At 71.7% G+C, this 21,729-nt stretch carries 17 protein-coding genes and 3 pseudogenes; 15 read left to right on the forward strand and 5 right to left on the reverse strand.

The annotated features are described in order from the left end of the window. The first annotated feature begins 92 nt into the window (after positions 1-92). The 9 genes from ACQUSR_RS25965 (at position 93) to dapD (ending at position 7,857) form a co-directional block, all read left to right on the forward strand. Positions 93-911 (forward strand): helix-turn-helix transcriptional regulator, encoded by an 819-nt coding sequence (locus ACQUSR_RS25965; RefSeq protein WP_431045029.1) that lies wholly within the window; start codon positions 93-95, stop codon positions 909-911. Further along, positions 908-2,329: a Fe-S cluster assembly protein SufB gene (gene sufB, locus ACQUSR_RS25970; protein ID WP_431045030.1), complete on the forward strand. Its 1,422-nt coding sequence runs from the start codon at positions 908-910 to the stop codon at positions 2,327-2,329. The genes ACQUSR_RS25965 and sufB overlap by 4 nt, the downstream gene beginning before the upstream one ends. A gap of 59 nt (positions 2,330-2,388) precedes the next feature. Further along, entirely contained in the window at positions 2,389-3,558 is a 1,170-nt protein-coding gene (sufD, locus tag ACQUSR_RS25975; protein ID WP_431045031.1) for a Fe-S cluster assembly protein SufD, read from the forward strand. Then, positions 3,555-3,878 (forward strand): bifunctional 3-phenylpropionate/cinnamic acid dioxygenase ferredoxin subunit, encoded by a 324-nt coding sequence (locus ACQUSR_RS25980; RefSeq protein ID WP_431045032.1) that lies wholly within the window; start codon positions 3,555-3,557, stop codon positions 3,876-3,878. The genes sufD and ACQUSR_RS25980 overlap by 4 nt, the downstream gene beginning before the upstream one ends. A gap of 7 nt (positions 3,879-3,885) precedes the next feature. Next, a complete protein-coding gene (gene sufC / locus ACQUSR_RS25985) occupies positions 3,886-4,650 on the forward strand; it encodes a Fe-S cluster assembly ATPase SufC (RefSeq protein ID WP_431045033.1) in 765 nt (254 codons plus the stop codon). Beyond that, positions 4,647-5,903: a cysteine desulfurase gene (locus ACQUSR_RS25990; RefSeq protein ID WP_431045034.1), complete on the forward strand. Its 1,257-nt coding sequence runs from the start codon at positions 4,647-4,649 to the stop codon at positions 5,901-5,903. The genes sufC and ACQUSR_RS25990 overlap by 4 nt, the downstream gene beginning before the upstream one ends. 10 nt (positions 5,904-5,913) lie before the next feature. Continuing rightward, entirely contained in the window at positions 5,914-6,378 is a 465-nt protein-coding gene (gene sufU / locus ACQUSR_RS25995) for a Fe-S cluster assembly sulfur transfer protein SufU (RefSeq protein ID WP_431045035.1), read from the forward strand. Continuing rightward, the gene (locus ACQUSR_RS26000) at positions 6,375-6,719 is read left to right on the forward strand and encodes a metal-sulfur cluster assembly factor (protein ID WP_431045036.1); all 345 of its coding nucleotides are present in this window, start codon (positions 6,375-6,377) and stop codon (positions 6,717-6,719) included. Before sufU ends, ACQUSR_RS26000 begins: the two co-directional genes overlap by 4 nt. 136 nt (positions 6,720-6,855) lie before the next feature. Beyond that, positions 6,856-7,857, forward strand: coding sequence for a 2,3,4,5-tetrahydropyridine-2,6-dicarboxylate N-succinyltransferase (gene dapD, locus ACQUSR_RS26005; RefSeq protein WP_431045037.1), 1,002 nt, complete (start codon positions 6,856-6,858; stop codon positions 7,855-7,857). Positions 7,858-7,883: 26 nt separating this feature from the next. Here the strand turns inward: dapD and dapA are convergent. From dapA to ACQUSR_RS26020, 3 genes and pseudogenes are all read right to left on the reverse strand, one after another. Next, positions 7,884-8,729: pseudogene (gene dapA / locus ACQUSR_RS26010) on the reverse strand (4-hydroxy-tetrahydrodipicolinate synthase); the annotation flags it as partial. 175 nt (positions 8,730-8,904) lie between these two features. Next, positions 8,905-9,291, reverse strand: coding sequence for a hypothetical protein (locus ACQUSR_RS26015; protein ID WP_431045038.1), 387 nt, complete (start codon positions 9,289-9,291; stop codon positions 8,905-8,907). A 163-nt stretch (positions 9,292-9,454) separates the two neighbouring features. Continuing rightward, on the reverse strand, positions 9,455-11,281 hold the full coding sequence (locus ACQUSR_RS26020; protein WP_431045039.1) for an endonuclease/exonuclease/phosphatase family protein: 1,827 nt from the start codon (positions 11,279-11,281) through the stop codon (positions 9,455-9,457). Between the two features lie 277 nt (positions 11,282-11,558). On the opposite strand from ACQUSR_RS26020, the gene ACQUSR_RS26025 reads away from it, so the two are divergent. From ACQUSR_RS26025 to ACQUSR_RS26035, 3 genes are all read left to right on the forward strand, one after another. Beyond that, positions 11,559-13,103, forward strand: a complete 1,545-nt coding sequence (locus ACQUSR_RS26025; RefSeq protein WP_431047847.1) for a hypothetical protein — start codon at positions 11,559-11,561, stop codon at positions 13,101-13,103. Positions 13,104-13,779: 676 nt separating this feature from the next. Beyond that, on the forward strand, positions 13,780-15,231 hold the full coding sequence (locus ACQUSR_RS26030) for an alkaline phosphatase PhoX (protein WP_431045040.1): 1,452 nt from the start codon (positions 13,780-13,782) through the stop codon (positions 15,229-15,231). 40 nt (positions 15,232-15,271) lie between these two features. Further along, positions 15,272-16,339: an MsnO8 family LLM class oxidoreductase gene (locus tag ACQUSR_RS26035; RefSeq protein ID WP_431045041.1), complete on the forward strand. Its 1,068-nt coding sequence runs from the start codon at positions 15,272-15,274 to the stop codon at positions 16,337-16,339. Positions 16,340-16,388: 49 nt separating this feature from the next. Here ACQUSR_RS26035 and ACQUSR_RS26040 read toward each other — a convergent pair whose 3' ends face one another. Together ACQUSR_RS26040 and ACQUSR_RS26045 are read right to left on the reverse strand one after the other, a co-directional pair. Beyond that, positions 16,389-17,612, reverse strand: a complete 1,224-nt coding sequence (locus ACQUSR_RS26040; RefSeq protein ID WP_431045042.1) for a TerD family protein — start codon at positions 17,610-17,612, stop codon at positions 16,389-16,391. 108 nt (positions 17,613-17,720) lie between these two features. After that, complete coding sequence (locus tag ACQUSR_RS26045; RefSeq protein ID WP_431045043.1) at positions 17,721-18,539, reverse strand: NAD-dependent epimerase/dehydratase family protein; 819 nt, start codon at positions 18,537-18,539, stop codon at positions 17,721-17,723. A gap of 113 nt (positions 18,540-18,652) precedes the next feature. Between ACQUSR_RS26045 and ACQUSR_RS26050 the strand changes: the two are divergent. The 3 genes and pseudogenes from ACQUSR_RS26050 to ACQUSR_RS26060 all read left to right on the forward strand — a co-directional run bounded on the left by ACQUSR_RS26050 (position 18,653) and on the right by ACQUSR_RS26060 (position 21,568). Next, positions 18,653-19,399 (forward strand): annotated as a pseudogene (locus ACQUSR_RS26050) (dihydrodipicolinate synthase family protein). Between the two features lie 96 nt (positions 19,400-19,495). After that, positions 19,496-20,736, forward strand: a pseudogene (locus tag ACQUSR_RS26055) (hypothetical protein). A gap of 235 nt (positions 20,737-20,971) precedes the next feature. Beyond that, positions 20,972-21,568: a DUF1565 domain-containing protein gene (locus tag ACQUSR_RS26060; protein ID WP_431045044.1), complete on the forward strand. Its 597-nt coding sequence runs from the start codon at positions 20,972-20,974 to the stop codon at positions 21,566-21,568. Positions 21,569-21,729 lie beyond the last annotated feature (161 nt).

Genomic DNA, 21,729 nt, shown 5'->3' on the forward strand with positions numbered 1-21,729 from the left:
GTCAGGTTAGGTGTGCCTAAGTGATGCACCCCACCGTTCACCCTTTCGGTCACGGCTTGTATCCGTTCCGAGAATTACGCAACAATGGCGTTGTGAAATACGCGAGCGAGGACCAGAAGGGGCCCGCGACCGAGTCGGCCGCGCGTCCCGTTCTGCCCGCGCCCGCGGGGGTGCCCGCCGCTCATGACGAGCAGCACGGCACCCGCAGCCGCGTGGCCCGCTCCATTCTCGACCACGGTCCGTCCACCGCGGCCGAGCTCGCCCTCCGGCTGGAGCTCACCCAGGCCGCCGTCCGCCGCCACCTCGACGCCTTGGTCGCCGACAGAGTCGTCGAACCGCGTGAGAAGCGGGTCTACGGAGCGCGTGGCCGCGGCCGGCCCGCCAAGGTCTTCGCGCTCACCGACTGCGGGCGTGACGCCTTCGACCAGGCCTACGACAAGCTGGCCGTGGACGCGCTGCGCTGGATCGCGGAGAGCGCCGGGGGCGGCGAGCAGGGCGAGGCGGCGGTCGCCGCGTTCGCCCGGGCCAGGTTCGCCGCCCAGGCCGAGGCGTACCGCGAAGCGGTCGAGGCGGCGCTCCCCGAGGAACGGGCGGAGGTGCTCGCCAAGGCCCTCACCGCCGAGGGGTACGCTGCCACGGCGCGCAGCGCGCCCGGTCCCCGTTGGGGTGAACAGCTCTGCCAGCACCACTGCCCGGTCGCCCATGTCGCCGAGCGGTACCCGCAGCTGTGCGAGGCGGAGACCGAGGTCTTCTCCCGCCTGCTCGGAACCCATGTGCAGCGTCTGGCCACCATCGCCCACGGCGACGGGGTGTGCACGACGTTCATTCCGCGCGGCGGAGCGCAGCACAGAACCACCTTTCAGACCACCACAGCACCATCTACCAGCACGGCCGGGAGGAACCCCGAATGACTCTCCCCACGGAGACTGCTCACCCTGAGCTCGAGGGGCTGGGCAACTACGAGTACGGCTGGGCCGACTCCGACGCGGCCGGCGCCGCGGCCAAGCGCGGCCTGTCGGAGGAGGTCGTCCGCGACATCTCGGCCAAGAAGTCCGAGCCGGAATGGATGCTCAAGCTGCGTCTGAAGGGCCTCAGGCTCTTCGACAAGAAGCCCATGCCGACCTGGGGGTCGGACCTGTCGGAGATCGACTTCGACAACATCAAGTACTTCGTGCGCTCCACGGAGAAGCAGGCGGAGTCCTGGGAGGACCTGCCCGAGGACATCAAGAACACGTACGACAAGCTGGGCATCCCCGAGGCGGAGAAGCAGCGCCTCGTCGCCGGTGTCGCCGCGCAGTACGAGTCCGAGGTCGTCTACCACCAGATCCGTGAGGACCTGGAGGAGCAGGGCGTCATCTTCCTCGACACCGACACCGCGCTGAAGGAGCACCCGGAGCTCTTCAAGGAGTACTTCGGCACGGTCATCCCGGTCGGCGACAACAAGTTCGCCTCGCTGAACACGGCCGTGTGGTCCGGCGGGTCGTTCATCTACGTGCCGAAGGGCGTGCACGTGGAGATCCCGCTCCAGGCCTACTTCCGGATCAACACCGAGAACATGGGCCAGTTCGAGCGGACGCTGATCATCGTCGACGAGGACGCCTACGTCCACTACGTCGAGGGCTGCACGGCGCCGATCTACAAGTCGGACTCGCTGCACTCCGCGGTGGTCGAGATCATCGTCAAGAAGGGTGCCCGCTGCCGTTACACGACCATCCAGAACTGGTCGAACAACGTCTACAACCTGGTGACCAAGCGCGCCGTGGCGTACGAGGGCGCGACCATGGAGTGGGTCGACGGCAACATCGGCTCCAAGGTCACCATGAAGTACCCGGCCGTCTACCTGATGGGCGAGCACGCCAAGGGCGAGACCCTGTCCATCGCCTTCGCGGGCGCGGGCCAGCACCAGGACGCCGGCGCCAAGATGGTCCACATGGCTCCGAACACCTCCTCCAACATCGTCTCCAAGTCGGTGGCGCGAGGCGGCGGCCGGACCTCCTACCGCGGTCTGATCGAGATCGGCGAGGGCGCCGAGGGCGCCAAGTCCAACGTCCTGTGCGACGCCCTGCTGGTGGACACGATCTCGCGCTCGGACACCTACCCCTACGTGGACGTCCGCGAGGACGACGTCTCCATGGGGCACGAGGCGACCGTCTCCAAGGTCAGCGACGACCAGCTCTTCTACCTGATGAGCCGCGGCCTGTCCGAGTTCGAGGCCATGGCCATGATCGTTCGCGGATTCGTGGAGCCGATCGCCCGCGAGCTGCCCATGGAGTACGCGCTGGAGCTCAACCGGCTGATCGAGCTGCAGATGGAAGGCGCGGTCGGCTAGCGCCGGTCCGATCCCGTTCCGCGACGACGTTCCCCCAGAAAGCGAGCAGTACGACAGCCATGGCTGAAACCATTCCGGCCGGCAGCACCACGGACGGTGCGATCCAGGTGGGCCAGCCCGCCGACGCGCGGGTCAGCGCCCCTGCCTCGTACGACGTGGCCGACTTCCCGGTCCCGCACGGGCGCGAAGAGGAGTGGCGCTTCACTCCGCTGGAGCGCCTGCGCGGTCTGCACGACGGCACCGCCGTCGCCGACGGCGGCATCAAGGTCGAGGTGACCGCCCCCGAGGGCGTCACCGTCGAGACCGTCGGCCGCGACGACGCTCGCCTGGGCAAGGCCGGCAAGCCGGTGGACCGGGTCGCGGCACAGGCGTACAGCTCCTTCGAGAAGGCGTCGGTCGTCTCCATCGCCAAGGACACGGTGCTCAGCGAGCCGGTGCGGATCTCCGTGCACGGCGAGGGCGGCACCGCCTTCGGCCACCAGGTCGTCGAGGTCGGCGCCTTCGCCGAGGCCGTCGTCGTCATCGACCACACCGGCGACGCCACCCTCGCCGCCAACGTCGAGTACCTCATCGGCGACGGCGCCAAGCTGACCGTGGTCTCCGTCCAGGACTGGGACCGCACGGCCGTGCACGTCGCCCAGCACACCGCGCTGGTCGGCCGCGACGCCACCTTCAAGTCCGTCGTGGTCACCTTCGGCGGCGACCTGGTCCGGCTCCACCCGCGGGTCGTCTACGGCGCCCCGGGCGGTGAGGCCGAGCTCTACGGCCTGTACTTCACCGACAACGGCCAGCACCAGGAGCACCGGCTCTTCATCGACCACGACACCCCGCACTGCCGCAGCAACGTGGCCTACAAGGGCGCGCTGCAGGGCCAGGACGCGCACGCCGTCTGGATCGGCGACGTCCTCATCCGGGCGGCCGCCGAGGGCACCGACACCTACGAGCTCAACCGCAACCTCGTCCTCACCGACGGCGCGCGCGTCGACTCCGTGCCGAACCTGGAGATCGAGACCGGCGAGATCGTCGGCGCCGGCCACGCCTCGGCCACCGGCCGGTTCGAGGACGAGCAGCTGTTCTACCTGATGGCGCGCGGCATCCCGGCCGACGAGGCCCGGCGCCTGGTGGTGCGCGGCTTCTTCGCCGAGCTGGTCCAGCAGATCGGCCTGCCGGACGTCGAGGAGCGCCTGCTCGCCAAGATCGAGGCAGAGCTGGAGGCGTCCGTAGCATGACCGAAGCCTTTGTCCGCGTCTGCGCGCTGAGCGAGCTGGAGGAGGACACTCCCAGGCGTGTCGAGATCGACGGCACGCCGGTCTCGCTCGTGCGCACCGAGGGCGAGGTGTTCGCGATCAACGACATCTGCTCGCACGCGAACGTCTCCCTCTCCGAGGGCGAGGTCGAGGACTGCGCCATCGAGTGCTGGCTGCACGGCTCCAGCTTCGACCTGCGCACCGGCAAGCCGTCCGGCCTGCCCGCGACGCGCCCCGTCCCCGTATACCCCGTAAAGATCGAAGGGGACGACGTACTCGTCTCCGTCACCCAGGAGTCCTGAGGCACCCATGGCAACGCTTGAGATCCACGACCTGCACGTCTCCGTCGAGGCCGAGAACGGTCCGCGCGAGATCCTGCGCGGTGTCGACCTGACCGTGAAGCAGGGCGAGACCCACGCCATCATGGGCCCCAACGGCTCCGGCAAGTCCACCCTCGCGTACTCGCTGGCGGGTCACCCGAAGTACACCGTCACCGGTGGCACCGTCACCCTCGACGGCGAGAACGTCCTGGAGATGTCCGTCGACGAGCGCGCCCGCGCCGGCGTCTTCCTCGCCATGCAGTACCCGGTCGAGGTGCCCGGCGTCTCCGTCTCCAACTTCCTGCGCACCTCCGCGACCGCCGTCCGCGGCGAGGCCCCGAAGCTGCGCACCTGGGTGAAGGAGGTCAAGGAGGCCATGGAGCGTCTCCACATGGACCCCGCCTTCGCCGAGCGCAACGTCAACGAGGGCTTCTCCGGCGGTGAGAAGAAGCGCCACGAGATCCTCCAGCTGGAGCTTCTCAAGCCGAAGATCGCGATCCTCGACGAGACCGACTCCGGTCTGGACGTCGACGCGCTGCGCATCGTCTCCGAGGGCGTCAACCGCGTCCGCGAGACCGGTCAGGTCGGCACTCTGCTGATCACCCACTACACGCGCATCCTGCGCTACATCAAGCCGGACCACGTCCACGTCTTCGCGGCCGGACGTATCGCCGAGTCCGGCGGCCCTGAGCTCGCCGACAAGCTGGAGGCCGAGGGCTACGAGGCATATGTGAAGGGCGGCGCAACCCTGTGACGAAGCTGCCGGGCCTCCTCGACACCGAGGCGATTCGCAAGGACTTCCCGATCCTGGACCGCGTGATCCACGACGGGAAGAAGCTCGTGTACCTGGACAACGCGGCGACCTCGCAGAAGCCGCGCCAGATGCTCGACGTGCTCAACGAGTACTACGAGCGGCACAACGCCAACGTCCACCGCGGCGTGCACGTCCTCGCCGAGGAGGCCACGGCGCTGTACGAAGGCGCCCGCGACAAGGTCGCCGCCTTCATCAACGCGCCCAGCCGCGACGAGGTGATCTTCACCAAGAACGCCTCGGAGTCGCTCAACCTCGTGGCGAACATGCTCGGCTGGGCCGACGAGCCGTACCGGGTGAACCACGAGACCGAGATCGTCATCACGGAGATGGAGCACCACTCCAACATCGTTCCGTGGCAGCTGCTCGCGCAGCGCACCGGCGCGAAGCTGAAGTGGTTCGGCCTCACCGACGACGGCCGCCTCGACCTGTCCAACATCGACGAGATCATCACCGAGAAGACCAAGGTCGTCTCGTTCGTGCTGGTCTCCAACATCCTGGGCACGGTCAACCCGGTCGACGAGATCGTGCGCCGCGCCCAGGAGGTCGGGGCGCTCGTGGTCGTCGACGCCTCGCAGGCCGCGCCGCACATGCCGCTGGACGTCCAGGCGCTCCAGGCCGACTTCGTGGCCTTCACCGGCCACAAGATGTGCGGTCCGGACGGCATCGGCGTGCTGTGGGGCCGCCAGGAGCTGCTGGAGGACCTGCCGCCGTTCCTCGGTGGCGGCGAGATGATCGAGACCGTCTCGATGCACTCCTCCACCTACGCTCCGGCGCCGCACAAGTTCGAGGCGGGTACGCCCCCGATCGCCCAGGCCGTCGGCCTCGGCGCGGCCGTGGACTACCTCACCGCGATCGGCATGGAGAACATCCAGGCCCATGAGCACGCGCTGACGGAGTACGCCGTCCGCCGCCTGCTGGAGGTCCCCGACCTGCGGATCATCGGCCCCACCACGGCCGAGGACCGCGGCGCCGCGATCTCCTTCACCCTCGGCGACATCCACCCGCACGACGTGGGCCAGGTCCTCGACGAGCAGGGCATCGCGGTCCGGGTCGGCCACCACTGCGCCCGGCCGGTCTGCCTGCGGTACGGAATTCCGGCGACCACGCGAGCGTCTTTCTATCTGTACTCCACGCCGGCCGAGGTGGACGCCTTGGTCGAGGGCCTGGAGCACGTTCGGGACTTCTTCGGGTAGGGGCTGCTTCGTGAAGCTGGATTCGATGTACCAGGACGTCATCCTGGACCACTACAAGCACCCGCACGGGCGCGGTCTGCGGGATGGCGACGCCGAGGTGCACCACGTCAATCCGACCTGCGGCGACGAGATCACGCTGCGTGTCCGGCTGGACGACGGGACCATCGCGGACGTCAGTTACGAGGGGCAGGGCTGCTCCATCAGTCAGGCCAGCGCCTCCGTGCTGAACGAACTCCTGGTCGGCAAGGAGCTCAGCGAGGCGCGCAGGATCCAGGAGACCTTCCTGGAGCTGATGCAGTCCAAGGGCCGGATCGAGCCGGATGACGCGATGGAGGAGGTGCTGGAGGACGCGGTCGCGTTCGCCGGCGTCTCGAAGTACCCCGCACGCGTGAAGTGCGCGTTGCTGAGCTGGATGGCCTGGAAGGACGCGACCGCCCAGGCGCTGGGCGAGAACGCTGCGAGGAAGACGGCATGAGCGACAACGTAGACACCACCACCGCGGCCAAGCCCGCCAGCGAGGACGAGATCCGCGAGGCGCTGTACGACGTCGTCGACCCCGAGCTGGGCATCGACGTCGTCAACCTCGGCCTGATCTACGGCATCCATGTCGACGACGCCAACATCGCCACCATCGACATGACGCTGACCTCCGCGGCCTGCCCGCTGACCGACGTCATCGAGGACCAGGCGAAGTCGGCCACCGACGGCATCGTCAACGAGCTGCGGATCAACTGGGTCTGGATGCCGCCGTGGGGTCCCGACAAGATCACGGACGAGGGCCGCGAGCAGCTGCGCGCGCTCGGCTTCAACGTCTGAGACACGGCTGAGCGAGGCCCCCGGCACGGCGCCGGGGGCCTCGTCGCGTGGCCAGGGGGTGCGCGCGGCGGCGGGTCCGTGCCCGGTCGGCGAGACCGGTTCGCCTGATCGGGTCAGCTCCGGTTAGCGTTCGGACATGACCGACGCAGCAACCACCACTCCTGACACCCGCACCACCGGCGCCGTCGCCGCCGGTCTCGCCACCCTCGCCGCCGACGGCACCGTTTTGGACACCTGGTTCCCGGCCCCCGAGCTGGTCGCCGCGCCGGGCCCGTCCGGGACCGAACGGCTCGACGCCGAGCGCGCCGCCGAACTGCTGGGCGAGGCCGCCCCGCGCGCCCTGGGCGCCGACCCGCGCCGCGGAGTCGAGGTCGTCGCCGTCCGTACGGTCATCGCCTCCCTGGACGACAAGCCGCTCGACGCGCACGACGCTTACCTGCGCCTGCACCTGCTCAGCCACCGCCTGGTGCGGCCGCACGGCCAGAGCCTCGACGGCATCTTCGGGCTGCTGGCCAACGTCGCCTGGACCAACCTCGGCCCCGTCGCCGTGGACCAGGTGGAGCGGGTCCGGCTCGCCGCGCGCGCCGAGGGCCTGGCCCTGAACGTCACCAGCATCGACAAGTTCCCGCGCATGACCGACTACGTCGCCCCGGCCGGGGTGCGGATCGGCGACGCCGACCGCGTTCGGCTCGGCGCCCACCTGGCGTCCGGGACCACCGTCATGCACGAGGGCTTCGTCAACTTCAACGCCGGAACGCTCGGCACCTCCATGGTCGAGGGCCGGATCAGCGCGGGCGTCGTGGTCGGCGACGGCTCCGACATCGGCGGCGGCGCCTCGATCATGGGCACGCTGTCCGGCGGCGGCAAGCAGACCATCTCCATCGGCGAACGCTGCCTGCTCGGTGCGGAGGCCGGCATCGGCATCTCGCTCGGCGACGACTGCATCGTCGAGGCGGGTCTGTACGTCACCGCCGGAACCCGGGTGACGCTGCCGGACGGCCAGGTCGTCAAGGCGGTGGAGCTCTCCGGCGCCACCAACCTGCTCTTCCGCCGCAACTCCACCACCGGCGCGGTCGAGGCGCTGCAGCGCAGCGGTTCGTGGGGCGGCCTCAACGAGGCCCTGCACAGCCACAACTGAACCCCTCGCCCCGTCACAGCGGCGTCCAGCAACTCCTCGTACGCGCGCACCAGACGGTCGGCCACCTCCGGGCCGGCGGGCCGCAGCGGGGCCCGGACGGGGCCCGAGGGCAGGCCGAGCGCGCCCAGCAGCGCCTTGGCGGTGACGGTCCCCGGCAGCCCGGCGCCCATCATCAGCTCGGTCAGGGGGACCAGGAGCCGGTGCAGCCGGGCCGCCTCCGCGTTCGCGCCCCTGTCGTGGGCGTCGAGGACGGCCCGCATCTGCGGACCCGCGACATTGGCCACGGTGCCGACGAAGCCGGCGCCGCCGATCGCGTACAGCGGCAGGTTCGTCTCCTCGCAGCCCGAGTAGAACGCCAGCGAGGTCCGCGCCATGACCTTGGAGCTGTGCATCAGGTCGTAGGCGCAGTCCTTAACCCCGGCGATGCGTGGATGGTCCGCCAGCGCCAGCATCGTCTCGGTCTCGATGCGGGTGCCGGTGCGGCCGGGGATGTCGTACAGCATGACGGGCAGGCCGACCGCGTCGGCGACGGTGCGGAAGTGCTCCGCCACGGCCTCCTGGGGCGGGCGGCTGTAGTACGGGGTGACGACCAGCAGGCCGTGGGCGCCCGCCTTCTCGGCCGCGCGGGCCAGCTCCACTGTGTGCGCGGTGTCGTTCGTGCCGACCCCGGCGGTGATCACCGCTCGGTCGCCGACCGCCTCCACCACCGCCCGGACCAGCGATTCCTTCTCGGCGTCGGTCGTGGTCGGCGACTCGCCCGTGGTCCCGCTGAGGACCAGGGCGTCGCAGCCGCCGTCGTCCACGAGCCGGGTCGCCAACGCCTGTGCGCCGTCGAGGTCGAGTGCGCCGTCGGCGGTGAACGGGGTGATCATGGCGGCAGCCGTACGGCCGAACGGGCCCTGGGACATCGATCGTCACACTCCGCGCGGTGAGGGTTCTCTCCGCCCGATTCTGGGCCCGTTCGGCCGTACAGGTCTATTTAATTGTGCTGGCGCCACTCTTCAGCAGGACTAAGGGGAAGCTGCCGGCCAATGGCGCACGCGCGCGTCAGGCGGTGAAGTCGTACGACTTCCCGTCGGTCATGTTGCCGCTGCTGTCGATGCCGTAGATGTTGAAGCTCAGCTCGTGGCCCTCCTTGAAGGACATGTCGCACTTCTTGGTCTTGCCCGTGCCGCTGACCTTGCAGTACTGGATCCAGGAGGTCTTCGGGTCGTAGACCTGGACCTCGATGCCCCAGCCGTCGCCCCGGGTGTCCCTGACGGTGACGACCTCTCCGTTGGACTCGAAGTTGAAGTTGCCCTGGGCCTCGTCGTTGACCCAGCCCATGTAGCTGACGGCGTGCGCGGAGCCCACGCCGGCGGTGAGGGTGATGCCGGCGGCGGCGGCCAGGGCGGCGGCCGCCCTGGCGATCGTGCGGTGCGTCTTGCGCTTCATCTGATATCCCCGAATTCTTGTGGTGCTTGAGCCCTAATGCGCGGTGCCGTGCATTAAGGCGCGCTCACGCTATCTCGACGTGATCACGTCACGCAAAGCGAACCCGTCGGGGCAGGAGGCGCGCGGGGCCGCGGCCCTCACCGTGGGCGAACCCGAGGCAGCGCTACGGCCTGATGCGGACGACCTGCGGGTCGTGGTCGCTGGCCTGGTCGGCGAACTCCGCGTTGACGTGCACGATGTCGTAGTCGGCCCGCCGGATGTGACGGCTGGTCAGGATGTGGTCCAGAACCTGGGCGTTGCCGTTGAAGACGTAGCCGTAGCGCTCGGCGCGCGGCAGCTGCTTGACCAGGTCGGTCAGCACCCCGCCGGCGGTGAGCGTGTCCAGCGCGGGCGAGAACTGGTAGTCGTTGAGGTCCCCGGCGACGACCACATCGGCGCGCGGGTCGACCGCCAGCAGTTCCTTGACGAAGGTGTTGACCGCCTTCGCCTGCTCGCCGCGCTGCTGCTCTGAGCTCCGGGTGGGCGGCTGGAACCGGCTGTCCAGCGCCTGGTCCCCGCCCTTGGAGTTGAAGTGGTTGGCGACGATGAAGACCGGGTGGCCGCGGAAGGAGAACTGACCGGCCAGCGGCTTGCGGCTGGTGCGCCACGCGGGGTTCGCCGGGTCGATCCGGCCCGGCGAGGCGGACAGCGCCGCCTTGCCGCCGTCACCCACCACCTTCACGGGCGTGGTGGCGTCACCGCCCGGGATGTCGGTGAACGAGACCCGCTCGGGGTTGAAGAGGAAGGCCACCCGGATGTTGCCGCCCGGCTGGCCGCCGTCCTGGTCGTCGGCGGGGTCGATCTGCCGCCACTGGTAGGCGGGGCCGCCCGCCGCGGCGATGGCGTCGGTGAGCTTCTTCAGCGTGGCGTCGGCGCTCACCACGGCGTCGTTGGTGGGGCCGTTGTCGTCCTGCACCTCCTCCAGGACCACGACGTCGGGCGAGGCCAGGTTGGCCACCAGCGCCGAGGCGAGCCGGTCGAACTTCGCCTGCGGCGTCTTGGGGGAGAGGTTCTCGACGTTGTAGGTCGCCACGGACAACTCGCCCGAGGACTGCTTCCGGGTCTTCTCACGCGGCAGCCCGCGGTCGGTGAGCTCGCCGAGCTCGGTGGCCTGGATCTCGTAGCCGCCGAAGTTGTCGTAGTCCAGCGGTCCGGCCGTGGTGCCGGTCAGCTCGTCGCCCACGTTCGCCACGGGGAACGGGCGCTCGGCGTACGGGATGAGGGAGGCGACCTTCACCCGGCCCGGGTTCGGGTCGCGGTACGAGGGGTACAGCACGCCGCCGCGCGCGGTGCGGTTGTGGCCCGGCTCGGCGGTGACCCACAGCTCCTTGTGCTCGCTGGTCGCACCGGTCACCGGTGCGTCGTGTACGGCGACCCGCATGCCCTCCACGGACTCGTAGCGGTCCAGCGCGTAGGAGCCGGGACGCAGCCGCAGTCCTTCGATGCTGCCGCCGCCGGCGTCCGGGGCGTAACGGTTCGGCACCGTCGACGGCTTGAGGGCGAAGGCGGCCGGGAGAGCGTTGTCCGAAGTCTTCACCGTCCATGCGGCCTTGGTGATCTGGGTGACCGACTGCAGACCCGCGTCCGCGCCCCCGGGGTAGTACTCCGCGACGGTGCCGGAGACCGTCACCGCGTCGCCGACGGCGACCTGCGGAGTGGTCGATCCGGTGTAGACGAAGACCCCTTCGCTGGTCGCCGGGTCGTTGTCGGGCCGGGTGTCCTGGATCCAGAAGCCGCGGGCGGAACCGAAGGCGCGGACCGCGGTGACCGTCCCCGGGACGTCGTTGACCTGCTGCCCGGCCAGCGGGGACACCCGGGTGCCGCCCTGGATGTCGTGGACCCGGATCTCGTCGGCGGCCGCGGACTGCGGGACGGCGAGTAGCCCGGCCGCGACCGCGGAGGCGACGAGGGCGGTGACGGCGGCGGATCTGCGCAGCGCGCGTGGGGACATGGGAAGGCCTCCGTTGGATGTGGGGAGTGGCGGTCGAAATGTGATGTCTACGCGCGTGAATCTCTTGGTTGGGCATGGACATTGTCAAGAGATGCCGGGTGAACGGCCACTGAAAGTGATCTACGGAACGCGGCCCCGGCCCGCGCGCGAATCCGGGCCGGCGGCCGGATCGCGACGCTGCCCGGCGGCGACCGCCACATCGGGACGAACCCGTCGTGGCATTCCGTCTACGCTTGGACACAGTCCGTCCGTGACTGAAGAGGAGCTGAACGCCCCCATGCCCGCAGACCGTCCCACCATGCCGCCGGTGCGGCTGCACACCGACGCGGAACTCGCCAGGGACGCGCTCGCCGCGCCGCTGTTCGCCGACGCGGTGCGGCTGGCCCGCTGGACCGCACCGCGCAGGGAGGTCGGGGCGGACGGGGAACTGCCGGACGACGCGCTGCGGGAGGCCGTCGCGCACCTGGGCCTCGCGGACTCCGAGGACGGACCCGGATACGCGGAGGAAGCCTGGCAACTGGCCTTGGACACCGGCCTGGTCGAGATCACGGAGCAGCACGGCGCCGGTGCCGGCGCCGAGGGCCCTGACGCGGCGGTGGACGGCGCGGAGCGGACGGCCGACGCGGAGCCTGAGGCCCCCGAGGGGATCGCCGCCCCCGGCGACGAACTGCGCGCCGTCACCGGCGGCAGCCCGCAGGACGTCCTCGACATCTGGCTGGCCGGACTGGAGGCCGTCCTCGCCGACGCCGCCACCCCTGACCTCGGCGAGATCGCCGAGCGGATCAGCGCGGGCGGTGACCTCGACCTCGACGGGCTGGAGTGGAACCCCGAGGAGGAGGCCGACTTCCTCGACGGGGTGCTGGGCAACCTCTATCTGCTCACTGCCCTGGACCCCGACGCCGGGCGCGCCGTGCCGCTGCCCGCGCTCGCCGCCTCCATGATCGTCCCCGAGGACATGGACGAGCCCACCGACGACGTCCTGGAGGAGGTCTCCGAGGCGATGATGCGCCTCGACGACCAGTTCCGGATGCTGGCGCCCACCGGCCTCGTCGAGTACCAGCCGGTCGACGAGGCGCTGATCGAGGAGGTCGACGGAGAGGGGGCCGACGGCGAGGACGGGAGCCGCGAACCGGGCCTCCCCGCCGCCGACCTCGACGAGGAGGACGTCTCCCGCTACGGCCTGGTGCGGCTCACCCCGCTCGGCGTCTTCGCCGTACGGGCCCGGATGCTGGAGGCGGGCGTCGACGCCCCGGCCGTCGGCGACCTGTCCGACAAGGGCGCGGACGCCCTCCTCGACGCCCTGCCCGGACACCCCCGGCCCGCGGCCCGCGCCGAGGCCGAGGCGTGGCTCGCGCGCCGCGCTCCGGACGCCGCCGCCCGCGAACTCCTCGCCGCCGCCCGCGGCGACGACGAGCACGCGCCGCTGCGCCGGCTGATCTGCCAGCAGACCCTCACCCTGGTCGGCCCGGAGGCCGAGCACGCGCTGCGCGAGGTGCTCGACGACCGGCAGCTGGGCGGGCTGGCCCGGGTCTGGCTGGCCGAGCACGGCGCGGCCGAGGTGCCGGAGCCGCCGGAGGACATGGTGTTCTGGCTGACCATCGACACCATCGCCGCACAACTCGCCGCCGACGGCGACTCGGCGGAGCTGCGCGACCTGGTGGCGGGGCTCGTCGGCCGCTCGGAGGGCTTCTTCGACACGGCCTGGCGCGTCGACCACCCGGCCACCGCTGAGGTGCTGGAGGCGATGGGCCGGCTGCACCCGGACAAGAAGACCGCCAAGGAGGCCCGCAAGGCGGCGTTCAAGGCCCGCTCGCGCGGCTGACGAACCGGGCGGGCGGGTGGTCCGCCGCCCGGTGGCACCGGGATGCGGCCGGGTGGGGCGCTGTCCGACGGCACCGGGATGCTGCGGGCTGGAGCCGCTGCCCCGACGGCACCGCGTGCGCGGCCGGTCGCCTGGCGGCCCCCGCCGGTGGGGCTTGATGCCGCTGCGGTCCGGCGCCGCTGCGCGGCGGGTGCGCCCCCATTGGGTGGCCGGTGGCCGAGCCCTGCCGCCGGGACCGGGTATCCGTCGATGCGGGCGGGCGTGCCCGGCCGCCGACTGGTTGCCGTCGACGCGGACCGCCGCCCGGCTTCCCGGCAGGGCCCGCGCCAGGCGGCACCTCGCCGGGACAGCCCGGCGCCGGAACGGCCGGACGCCGATACCCGGCGGGTGTGCCGCCGCAGGTGGCTCGTCGCCGGGTGGGCACCGTCATGCGGGCCCGCGGACCGGTGTGACCCGTTGCCGACGCCACCGGCGCGTGGTACTGGTGCGCACCTGCGGGCCGTGCCCGGCGGGTAGTCCCCACCGCGGCCAGTAGCCGACCGGTACACACTCGCGGCCGGTGGCCCGGTGAATCCGCGCTTTGATGTCGTGTCGCGTTCAACTCCTGTTCGGCCGGAGGCGGGACCGTATGGCCGCCGCACTCGGATGACCCGTTCTGGCCCTCCAGGAGATGACCATGCCGCTCAGCCGCAGAGACTTCGCCAAGCGTTCCGCGTACACCGGGGCCGGGGTCGCCCTCGCCGGGAGTGCCGGCGTGCTCGCCACCGCGCCCGGCGCGATCGCCGGCGACGAGGCCGACTCCGGGCAGGACCTGGCGCGGGGCGGGCACGGGTTCGGTTACGGGCCGCTGGTGCCGGACCCGGACGGCATCCTCGCGCTGCCGGCCGGGTTCTCGTACCGGGTCATCACCCACTCCGGCGTCACCACGCTGGAGTCGGGCGAGTCCACCCCCTCCAACCACGACGGCACCGCCACCTTCCAGGGCCCGCGCGGGACGACGCTGCTGGTCAACAACCACGAGCTGAAGGGGCCCCGCTCGAAGTGGGAGCACCCGGTGCCGCTCGCCGAGGGCCTGGTGTACGACCCCGCGGCGTCCGGCGGCTGCACCGTCGTGGAGGTCTCCAAGCACGGCGACCACGTCACCGAGTGGGTGGGCATCGCCGGGACGTCCACCAACTGCGCGGGCGGCCGCACCCCTTGGGGCACCTGGCTGACCTGCGAGGAGAACGTGGACCGGGCCGGGCAGAACGGCATGACCAAGGACCACGGATACGTCTTCGAGGTCGACCCGCACGACCGCCGCGCCAACCGCGACCCCAAGCCCATCAAGGCACTCGGACGCTACGAGCACGAAGCGGTCGTCGTCGACACCCAGCGCGGCCACCTCTACCTCACCGAGGACGCCTCGGGCCCCAACGGCCTGCTCTACCGCTGGACCCCGCCGCGCGACTTCGAGCACGGGCGCGGCGAGCTGCGCGGGCTCGCCGACGACGCGGGGGTCCTCAAGGCGGCCCAGTGCTTCGACTCCGGCGGCAACTTCGTCGACGACCTGTCGCGCGCGACGAAGACCGGCACCGTCTACGGCGTCGACTGGGTGGAGGTCCCGGACCGGGACGCGAAGACGGTGCCGGTGCGCAAGCAGTTCGGCGAGGGCGAGGTCACCCGCGGCCGCAAGCTGGAGGGCATGTGGTGGGCCGACGGCGGCGCCTACATCGTCTCCAGCTACGCCCGTGAGGAGAGCCCGGTCGCCCACGACGGCCAGGTGTGGTTCTACAACCCCAAGCGGCGCACGCTCACGCTGAAGGTGCTGCTCAAGGTCAACGCCGACCCGTCCAAGGACGGCGCGCTCGACGGCCCGGACAACATCACCGTCTCGCCGTACGGCGGCCTGATCATCGCCGAGGACGGCGAGGGCGTCCAGCACCTGTTCGGGGCCACCGGCGACGGGCGTACGTACCCGATCGCGCGCAACGACCTGAACATAGGCACCGCGGAGGAACCGGAGTACAGCGAGTTCACCGGGGTCGTCTTCTCGCCCGACGGAACGACGCTGTACGCCAACATCCAGGACCCGGGGATCATGGTCGCGATCACCGGCCCGTGGCGGCGGCAGCGCGCCCGCGGCTGACCGGCGGGAATCCTGTCCGGCCTGTGTTGTTGAAGAGGGCGTGACCAAGGCAGCGACACGCGGCATCCGATTCTCCGTCCTGGACCGCTCCCGCACCCGGCAGGGGCGGGAGCCGGCCCAGGCGCTGCGCGACACCGTGCGGTTCGCACAGCAGGTGGAGGCCCTCGGCTATCACCGGTTCTGGGTCTCCGAGCACCACGGCGTGCCCGGCGTCGCCGGGTCCGCGCCCACGGTGCTGGCCGCGGCCGTCGCGGCGGCCACCTCCACGATCCGGGTCGGCACCGGCGGGGTGATGCTCCCCAACCACCAACCGCTGGTCGTCGCCGAGCAGTTCGGGGTGCTGGAATCCCTCTTTCCGGGCCGCATCGACATGGGCCTCGGCCGGTCGGTGGGGTTCACCGACGGGATCCGGCGGGCGCTGGGGCGGGACAAGGACGCCGCGGAGGACTTCGGGGCGCAGCTGGCCGAGCTGCTGGGGTACTTCACCGGCGATCATCAGGTGCACGCGCGCCCCGCCGAGGGGCTGCGGCTTCCCGCGTTCGTGCTGGCCACCGGCTCGGGCGCGGACCACGCGGCGGACCACGGGCTGCCGCTGGTGATCGGTTCCGTACGCGGCGAGGAGCCGATGCTGCGCGCCATCGACCGCTACCGCGCGCGCTTCCGCCCCTCGGCGTGGAGCGAGCGGCCGTATGTCGTCGTCGCGGGGAACGTCGCCGTCGCCGGGACGCCGGAGGCCGCGCGCGAGCTGCTGGTGCCCGAGGCGTGGTCGACCGCCCACTCCCGTACACACGGGGAGTTCCCGCCGCTCGCCCCGCCCGGGGAGATCGCGGCGCGGACGATGAGCGAGCGGGAGCGCGGCCTCTTCGAGGAGGCGACGCGCGGCCACATCCACGGGACGGAGGAGCAGGTCGCCGACGCGCTCGGCGGGCTCATCGAGCGCAGCGGCGCGGACGAGGTGCTGGTGACCACCAGTACGTACGACCGGGAGGCGCTGCTGGACTCCTATCGGCGGCTGGCCGACCTGGCCGGGCTGCCGGGTGGACTCTCGTACGAGCCGGGTGGCCGGGACGGCGCGCCGCCGTCCCGGCCGGAGCCGGCGTTCCCGTAGGGCCTGGGGCACGGGGCCCCGCCTGGGACACAGGGCCCCGTCAAGCCGGTCAGAGGGCCTTTCCGGCGGGCTTGACCATGCCGCGCACGGTGCGCGAGTCCACGTACTCGCCCATCGCGGTCATCTCCCACTCGCCCGAGAACTGGCGGATCAGCTTCGCCATCATCACGCCCGTCCGCGGCTCGGCGTTGGTGAGGTCGAAGCGCACCAGCTCCTCGTTGGTCCCGGCGTCCAACAGGCGGCAGTACGCCTTGGCGACGTCGGTGAACCGCTGACCGGAGAAGGAGTTGACGGTGAAGACCAGGCCGGTGACCTCCGGGGGCAGGCCGCCGAGGTGCACGGTGATCACCTCGTCGTCGCCGCCGCCCTCGCCGGTGAGGTTGTCGCCCGAGTGCTGGATCGTGCCGCCCAGGATGCTGAGCTTGCCGAAGAAGCAGTTGTCGATCTTCTTGCGGTCCACGCCGAAGGCGATCACGGACGCGTCGAGGTCGATGTCCTTCCCGCGGAACGCGGGCTCCCAGCCCAGACCCATCTTCACCGAGGTCAGCAGCGGCCTGCCCCCCTTGACCAGGGAGACCGTCTGGTTCTTCTGGAGGCTCACCCGGCCCTTGTCGAGGTTGATCTTGCCCGTGCCCGCGGCGGGGGCCGGGGGAGCGGCGGGGGGCGCGGCCGGGACCGGCGGTGCCTGCACGCCGCCGGGCGCGGGCAGCGGGGCAGCCGGGCCGGTGGGCGGGGCCATCTGCGGCGCGGCCGGGGCGGCGGGCGCGGCCGGCTCCTCGACGCTCACCCCGAAGTCGGTGGCGATGCCCGCCAGGCCGTTGGCGTACCCCTGCCCGACCGCGCGGACCTTCCAGGCACCGCCGCGCCGGTAGATCTCGACGACGACGAGAGCGGTCTCGGTGCCCAGGCGGGGCGGGGTGAAGGTGGCGATGACGGCGCCGTCGTCGGCGCCGCGCACGGTGGCCGTCGGCTCCGTGCCGGCGAAGGTGGCGCCCGGGGCGTCCAGGCTCGCGGTGACCACGATCTTGTCGATGTCCGCGGGCACCGCGGCGGTGTCGACGGTGATCGTGTCCCCGCCGCCGGGAGCCGAGGCGGAGTGGGTCACACCGGGCCCGGCCGGCTGGTTGTAGAAGACGAAGTCGTCGTCGGAGCGCACTTTGCCGTTGGCGGTGAGGAGCAGGCCCGACACGTCGAGCCGCACCGGGGCGGTGACGCCCACCGCCACACGCGCGACGGGGAGCGGGAGATTCGAGCCGGGAGTCATAGCGGTCATGTTCGGGCTAACGAACGACCGTGGTTTGCGGTTCCTTGACCGTAGGTCACCGGGGTCGCCGTCCGTACGTCACCGGGGCCGCCGTCCGTAGATCGCAGGGGCCGCCGATCAGTGCGGCCAGACGGGCGGGTTGGTGCAGAAATGTCCGCCGAGGTGGGCGTGGTCGGGGTTGTCCGGGGAGAGTTCCCCCTCCGCGGCGATGAGCTTCGCGGCGTACGGCTCCGAGTCGTCCCGCGGCGCGTAACCCAGCGCCCGGGCGGGCGCCAGGTCCCACCACAGCCGGGTGTTGGCCGAGCTGCCGTAGACGACCGTGTGGCCGACGTCCTCCGCTATGAGGGCGGCGTGCAGAAGGCGCGCACCGTCGGCCGGGCTCAGCCACACCGACAGCATGCGCACCGAGGTCGGCTCGGGAATGCAGGAGCCGATCCTGATGGAGACCGTCTCCACGCCGTGCCGGTCCCAGTAGAACTGCGCGAGGTCCTCTCCGAAGGACTTGGACAGCCCGTAGAGGGTGTCGGGCCGGTGCGGGGTGTCCACGGGGATCAGCGGGGCGTCGCCCACCGGGCGCGGGGTGAAGCCCACCGCGTGGTTGCTGGAGGCGAAGACGACCCGGCGTATTCCCTCCAGCCGCGCCGCCTCGTAGAGGTGGTACGCGCCCTGGATGTTGGCGCGCAGGATCTCCTCGAACGGAGCCTCCACTGAGATGCCGCCCAGATGGACGATCGCGTCGACGCCGCGCACGGCCTCGCGTACCGCGCCGAGGTCGGCGAGATCAGAGACGAACGCGTCCGGCGCGCCCGCGACGGGGCGGATGTCGTGCGGCCGCAGGGCGTATCCGTGGGCGGGGAGCAGATCGCGCATCAGGGTGCCCATGCCGCCGGCGGCGCCGGTGAGGAGGACGGTGCGGGGACGGTCGGCAGCCGGCATGGGCGGAGCTCCTCGTGTCTGCGCGCCCTTGACCCTCGCCCGAGCGCTGTCCTACCGTGAACGTCGTTCATGAATATAGATGTCGATCAGAAACGTGTACATAGGGAGGGTGCGTGACGGCACTTGCCGACCGACTCGACGGACCGCTGTTCTTCCCCGTGACCGCGTACGGCCCCGACGGCGCCGTCGACCTCGACGTCTTCCGCGCCCATGTGCGGGCCGGTGTCGACGCCGGCGCGGCGGCCGTCTTCGCGTGCTGCGGCACCGGCGAGTTCCACGCGCTCACCCCGGAGGAGTTCGCCGACTGCGTCGCGGCCGCGGTGACCGAGGTCGGCGACCGGGTCCCGGTCTCGCGGGCACGGGCTACGGCACCGCGCTCGCCGTACGGTTCGCGCGCCTGGCCGAGGAGGCCGGAGCCGACGGGCTGCTCGCCATGCCGCCGTACCTCGTCGCCCCCGACCAGGAAGGGCTGCTGCGGCACTACGCCGCGCTGGCAGTACGTCAACGGGCTGCCCACCGCCGAACTGACCGGACCCGCCTACCGGGGCATCGGCGTGCGGCTCTACTCCTCCGCCGTCTTCTGCTTCGCCCCCGAGATCGCCCTCGCCTTCCACCGGGCCCTCGGCTCCGGCGACGACGAGACCGTCCGCCGGTTTCTCGACGGCTTCCACCGGCCGCTGGTCGAACTGCGCAACCAGGGCCGCGGCTACGCCGTTTCGCTGGTCAAGGCCGGGGTGCGGCTGCGCGGCCTCGACGTCGGCGGGGTCCGCCCGCCACTGAGCGACCCCGCCCCCGCCCATGTGGACCAACTGGCCGCGCTGATCGAGCGCGGCATGGCCCTGGTCGCCGACCGCGGCTGACGCCCCCGACCGCGCCTGACGCCGCCGCGCCTGGCCTGTTCGCCCCGCCTGTCCTCTCCGCCCCCGCCCGACCGGCCGAGTCCAACGGGAGCCGTCTTGCGAGCCTCCGCCTTCCTCTACCCCTGGGACGTCGTCGGCGACCCCGACGCCGCCCGCCGCCTCGCCGACCTCGGCGTCCGCCAGGTCACCCTCGCCGCCGCCTACCACTCCACCCGTGCCCTGACCCCGCGCCACCCCCGCCACCGCGTGGTCACCGCCCGGCACTCCGCCGTGCTCTACCCGCCGGACCCCGGCCGCTGGGCGGGCCGGGCCCTGCACCCGTACCGGCAGGGATGGGTGCCCGGCCCGGACCCGTACGGCGAGGCGTCCCGCGCCCTGGCCGCCGCCGGACTGGACGTGCACTCCTGGGTCGTGCTCGCCCACAACTCCCGCCTGGGCGAGGACCATCCGCACATCTGCGTGACCAACGCCTATGGCGACCGCTATCCGTGGGCGCCGTGCATCGCCCGCCCCGAGGTCCGCGCGTACCTCACCGACCTGGCGGCCGAGGCGGCGGTACGCCCCGGTGCGCGCGGCACCGAACTGGAGTCCTGCGGCTGGTACGGGCTCGCCCACCCGCACGCCCACGACAAGACCGGCGGGGTCGCCCTCGGAGGTGCCGGCCAGTATCTGATGTCCCTGTGCTTCTGCGAGGTCTGCGGCGCGGGCTACGCCGGGCTCGGCGCCGCTCCCGGCGAGGTGCGCGAAGCGGTCGTACGGGCCCTGCTGCCGGTGTGGCGCGGTGAGCGGGCGGCGGGCGGGGAGGGCCGGGCGGGGGAGTGGGCCGAGGTGGAGAAGCTGCTCGGCGCGGATCTGGCCGGCGTCGTCCGCGCCTGGCGCGACCGGGCCGCGAGCGCCCTGCAACGGGAGGCCGTCGCCGCCGTACGCGCCGCCGCCGGGCCCGGCTTCAGGGTGCTGCTGCACGCCGACCCGGCCCCCCACCGCTGCGGCGCCAACGCCGGGGTCGACCCCGCCGACGTGCTCGCCCATGCCGACGGACTCGTCCTGCCCTGTACCGGCGGCGCCGCCGCCCGCGCCGCCGTCCTCGCGCCGTGCGCCCCCCCCACCGCGCCCGGCGCACCACGCTGGCCGCCAATTTCACCGTCGTCTCCGGCATGGGCGGCAGCCCCGGCGCGCTCGCGAGCGCCGCCGCGCACGCCGCCGCGCTCGGCGCGGACGAGATCCGGCTTTACCACGCCGGACTCGCCTCCGACCAGGACCTCGCGGCGGTGCGCGGCGCGCTGGAGGACCTTGATTCGCGACGGTGGGATGAAGAGCCGTCAGACGGAGAACACTAGGAAGTGTGGGCGCCGCGCCCACGCACGGTCCGTATGCCGCCCGAAGACTGGGAGGCCGGGCGTTACCTGGCCCCGCCCGGCCTCCCTTCACCGAAGTGCGGCACCACCCCCGAACAGGGGGAGTGGTCCCAACTCGTGGGCGCGAACCGGCCACCGCGCGGCCGCTCGCGCGTAACATGTGCCCCACGCAGAACGCGAGCGCACGGCACCCCTCGCCGCACTGACAGGAGCTGCCATGAGACGCCGCCGCCGTTACCGTGGCCGCCATCGCAAGGACCGTACGCTGCCGTTGGGCACGATGGTCATCGTGGCGTCGGCCGCCGCGGGCGTCTATCTGACGACCGCTCCCGGCGGGGCGAACGCCGCGCCCACCACCGTGTACGTGGCGACCACCGGCAGTGACGGCGCCCCCGGTACCCGCGCCGCCCCGTACCGGACCCTGGAGAAGGCGCTCTCCGTCGCCGAGGCCGGCACCACCATCACGGTGCGCGGCGGCACCTACCGCCCGTCCGCGCCGCTGAGCGGCAGCGCCGACGGCGCCGCGGACCACCGCGTCGTCCTCACCGCGTACCGTTCGGAACCAGTCACCGTCGACGGCTCACGGCTGTCTTCCGGTTCGCCGCTGCTGACCGTGCGCGCCGACTACTGGACCGTGGCGGGCATCGAATTCCGCAATGCCCCGGGCGATGGTGTCGTCTGCGTCTCCTGTACCGGGGCTGTCTTCGAGAACATCAGCACGCACTCCAATGGCGGCCGTGGTCTGACCCTGCGCGGCGGGGACACCCGCACCAATGTCGTCCGGAATGTCGAGGCCTACGGCAACGGGCGTTAACCCCTTGCCTGTGGGGCCAGTTGAGCGCTGCTGTCCAGTGCCGGGGCGCATTCGGAGTGATCTCGTAATAGACCGTAAACCTGATCGATTCCTCGGGCGAGCACAATCCAGGTCAAGCCCGCCCGCCGTCATCGAGGAATCGAGGAGCAGCGCGTGTCACG

The sequence above is a fragment of the Streptomyces sp. P1-3 genome (genome assembly GCF_050613155.1).
Classification (GTDB): Bacteria; Actinomycetota; Actinomycetes; order Streptomycetales; family Streptomycetaceae; genus Streptomyces.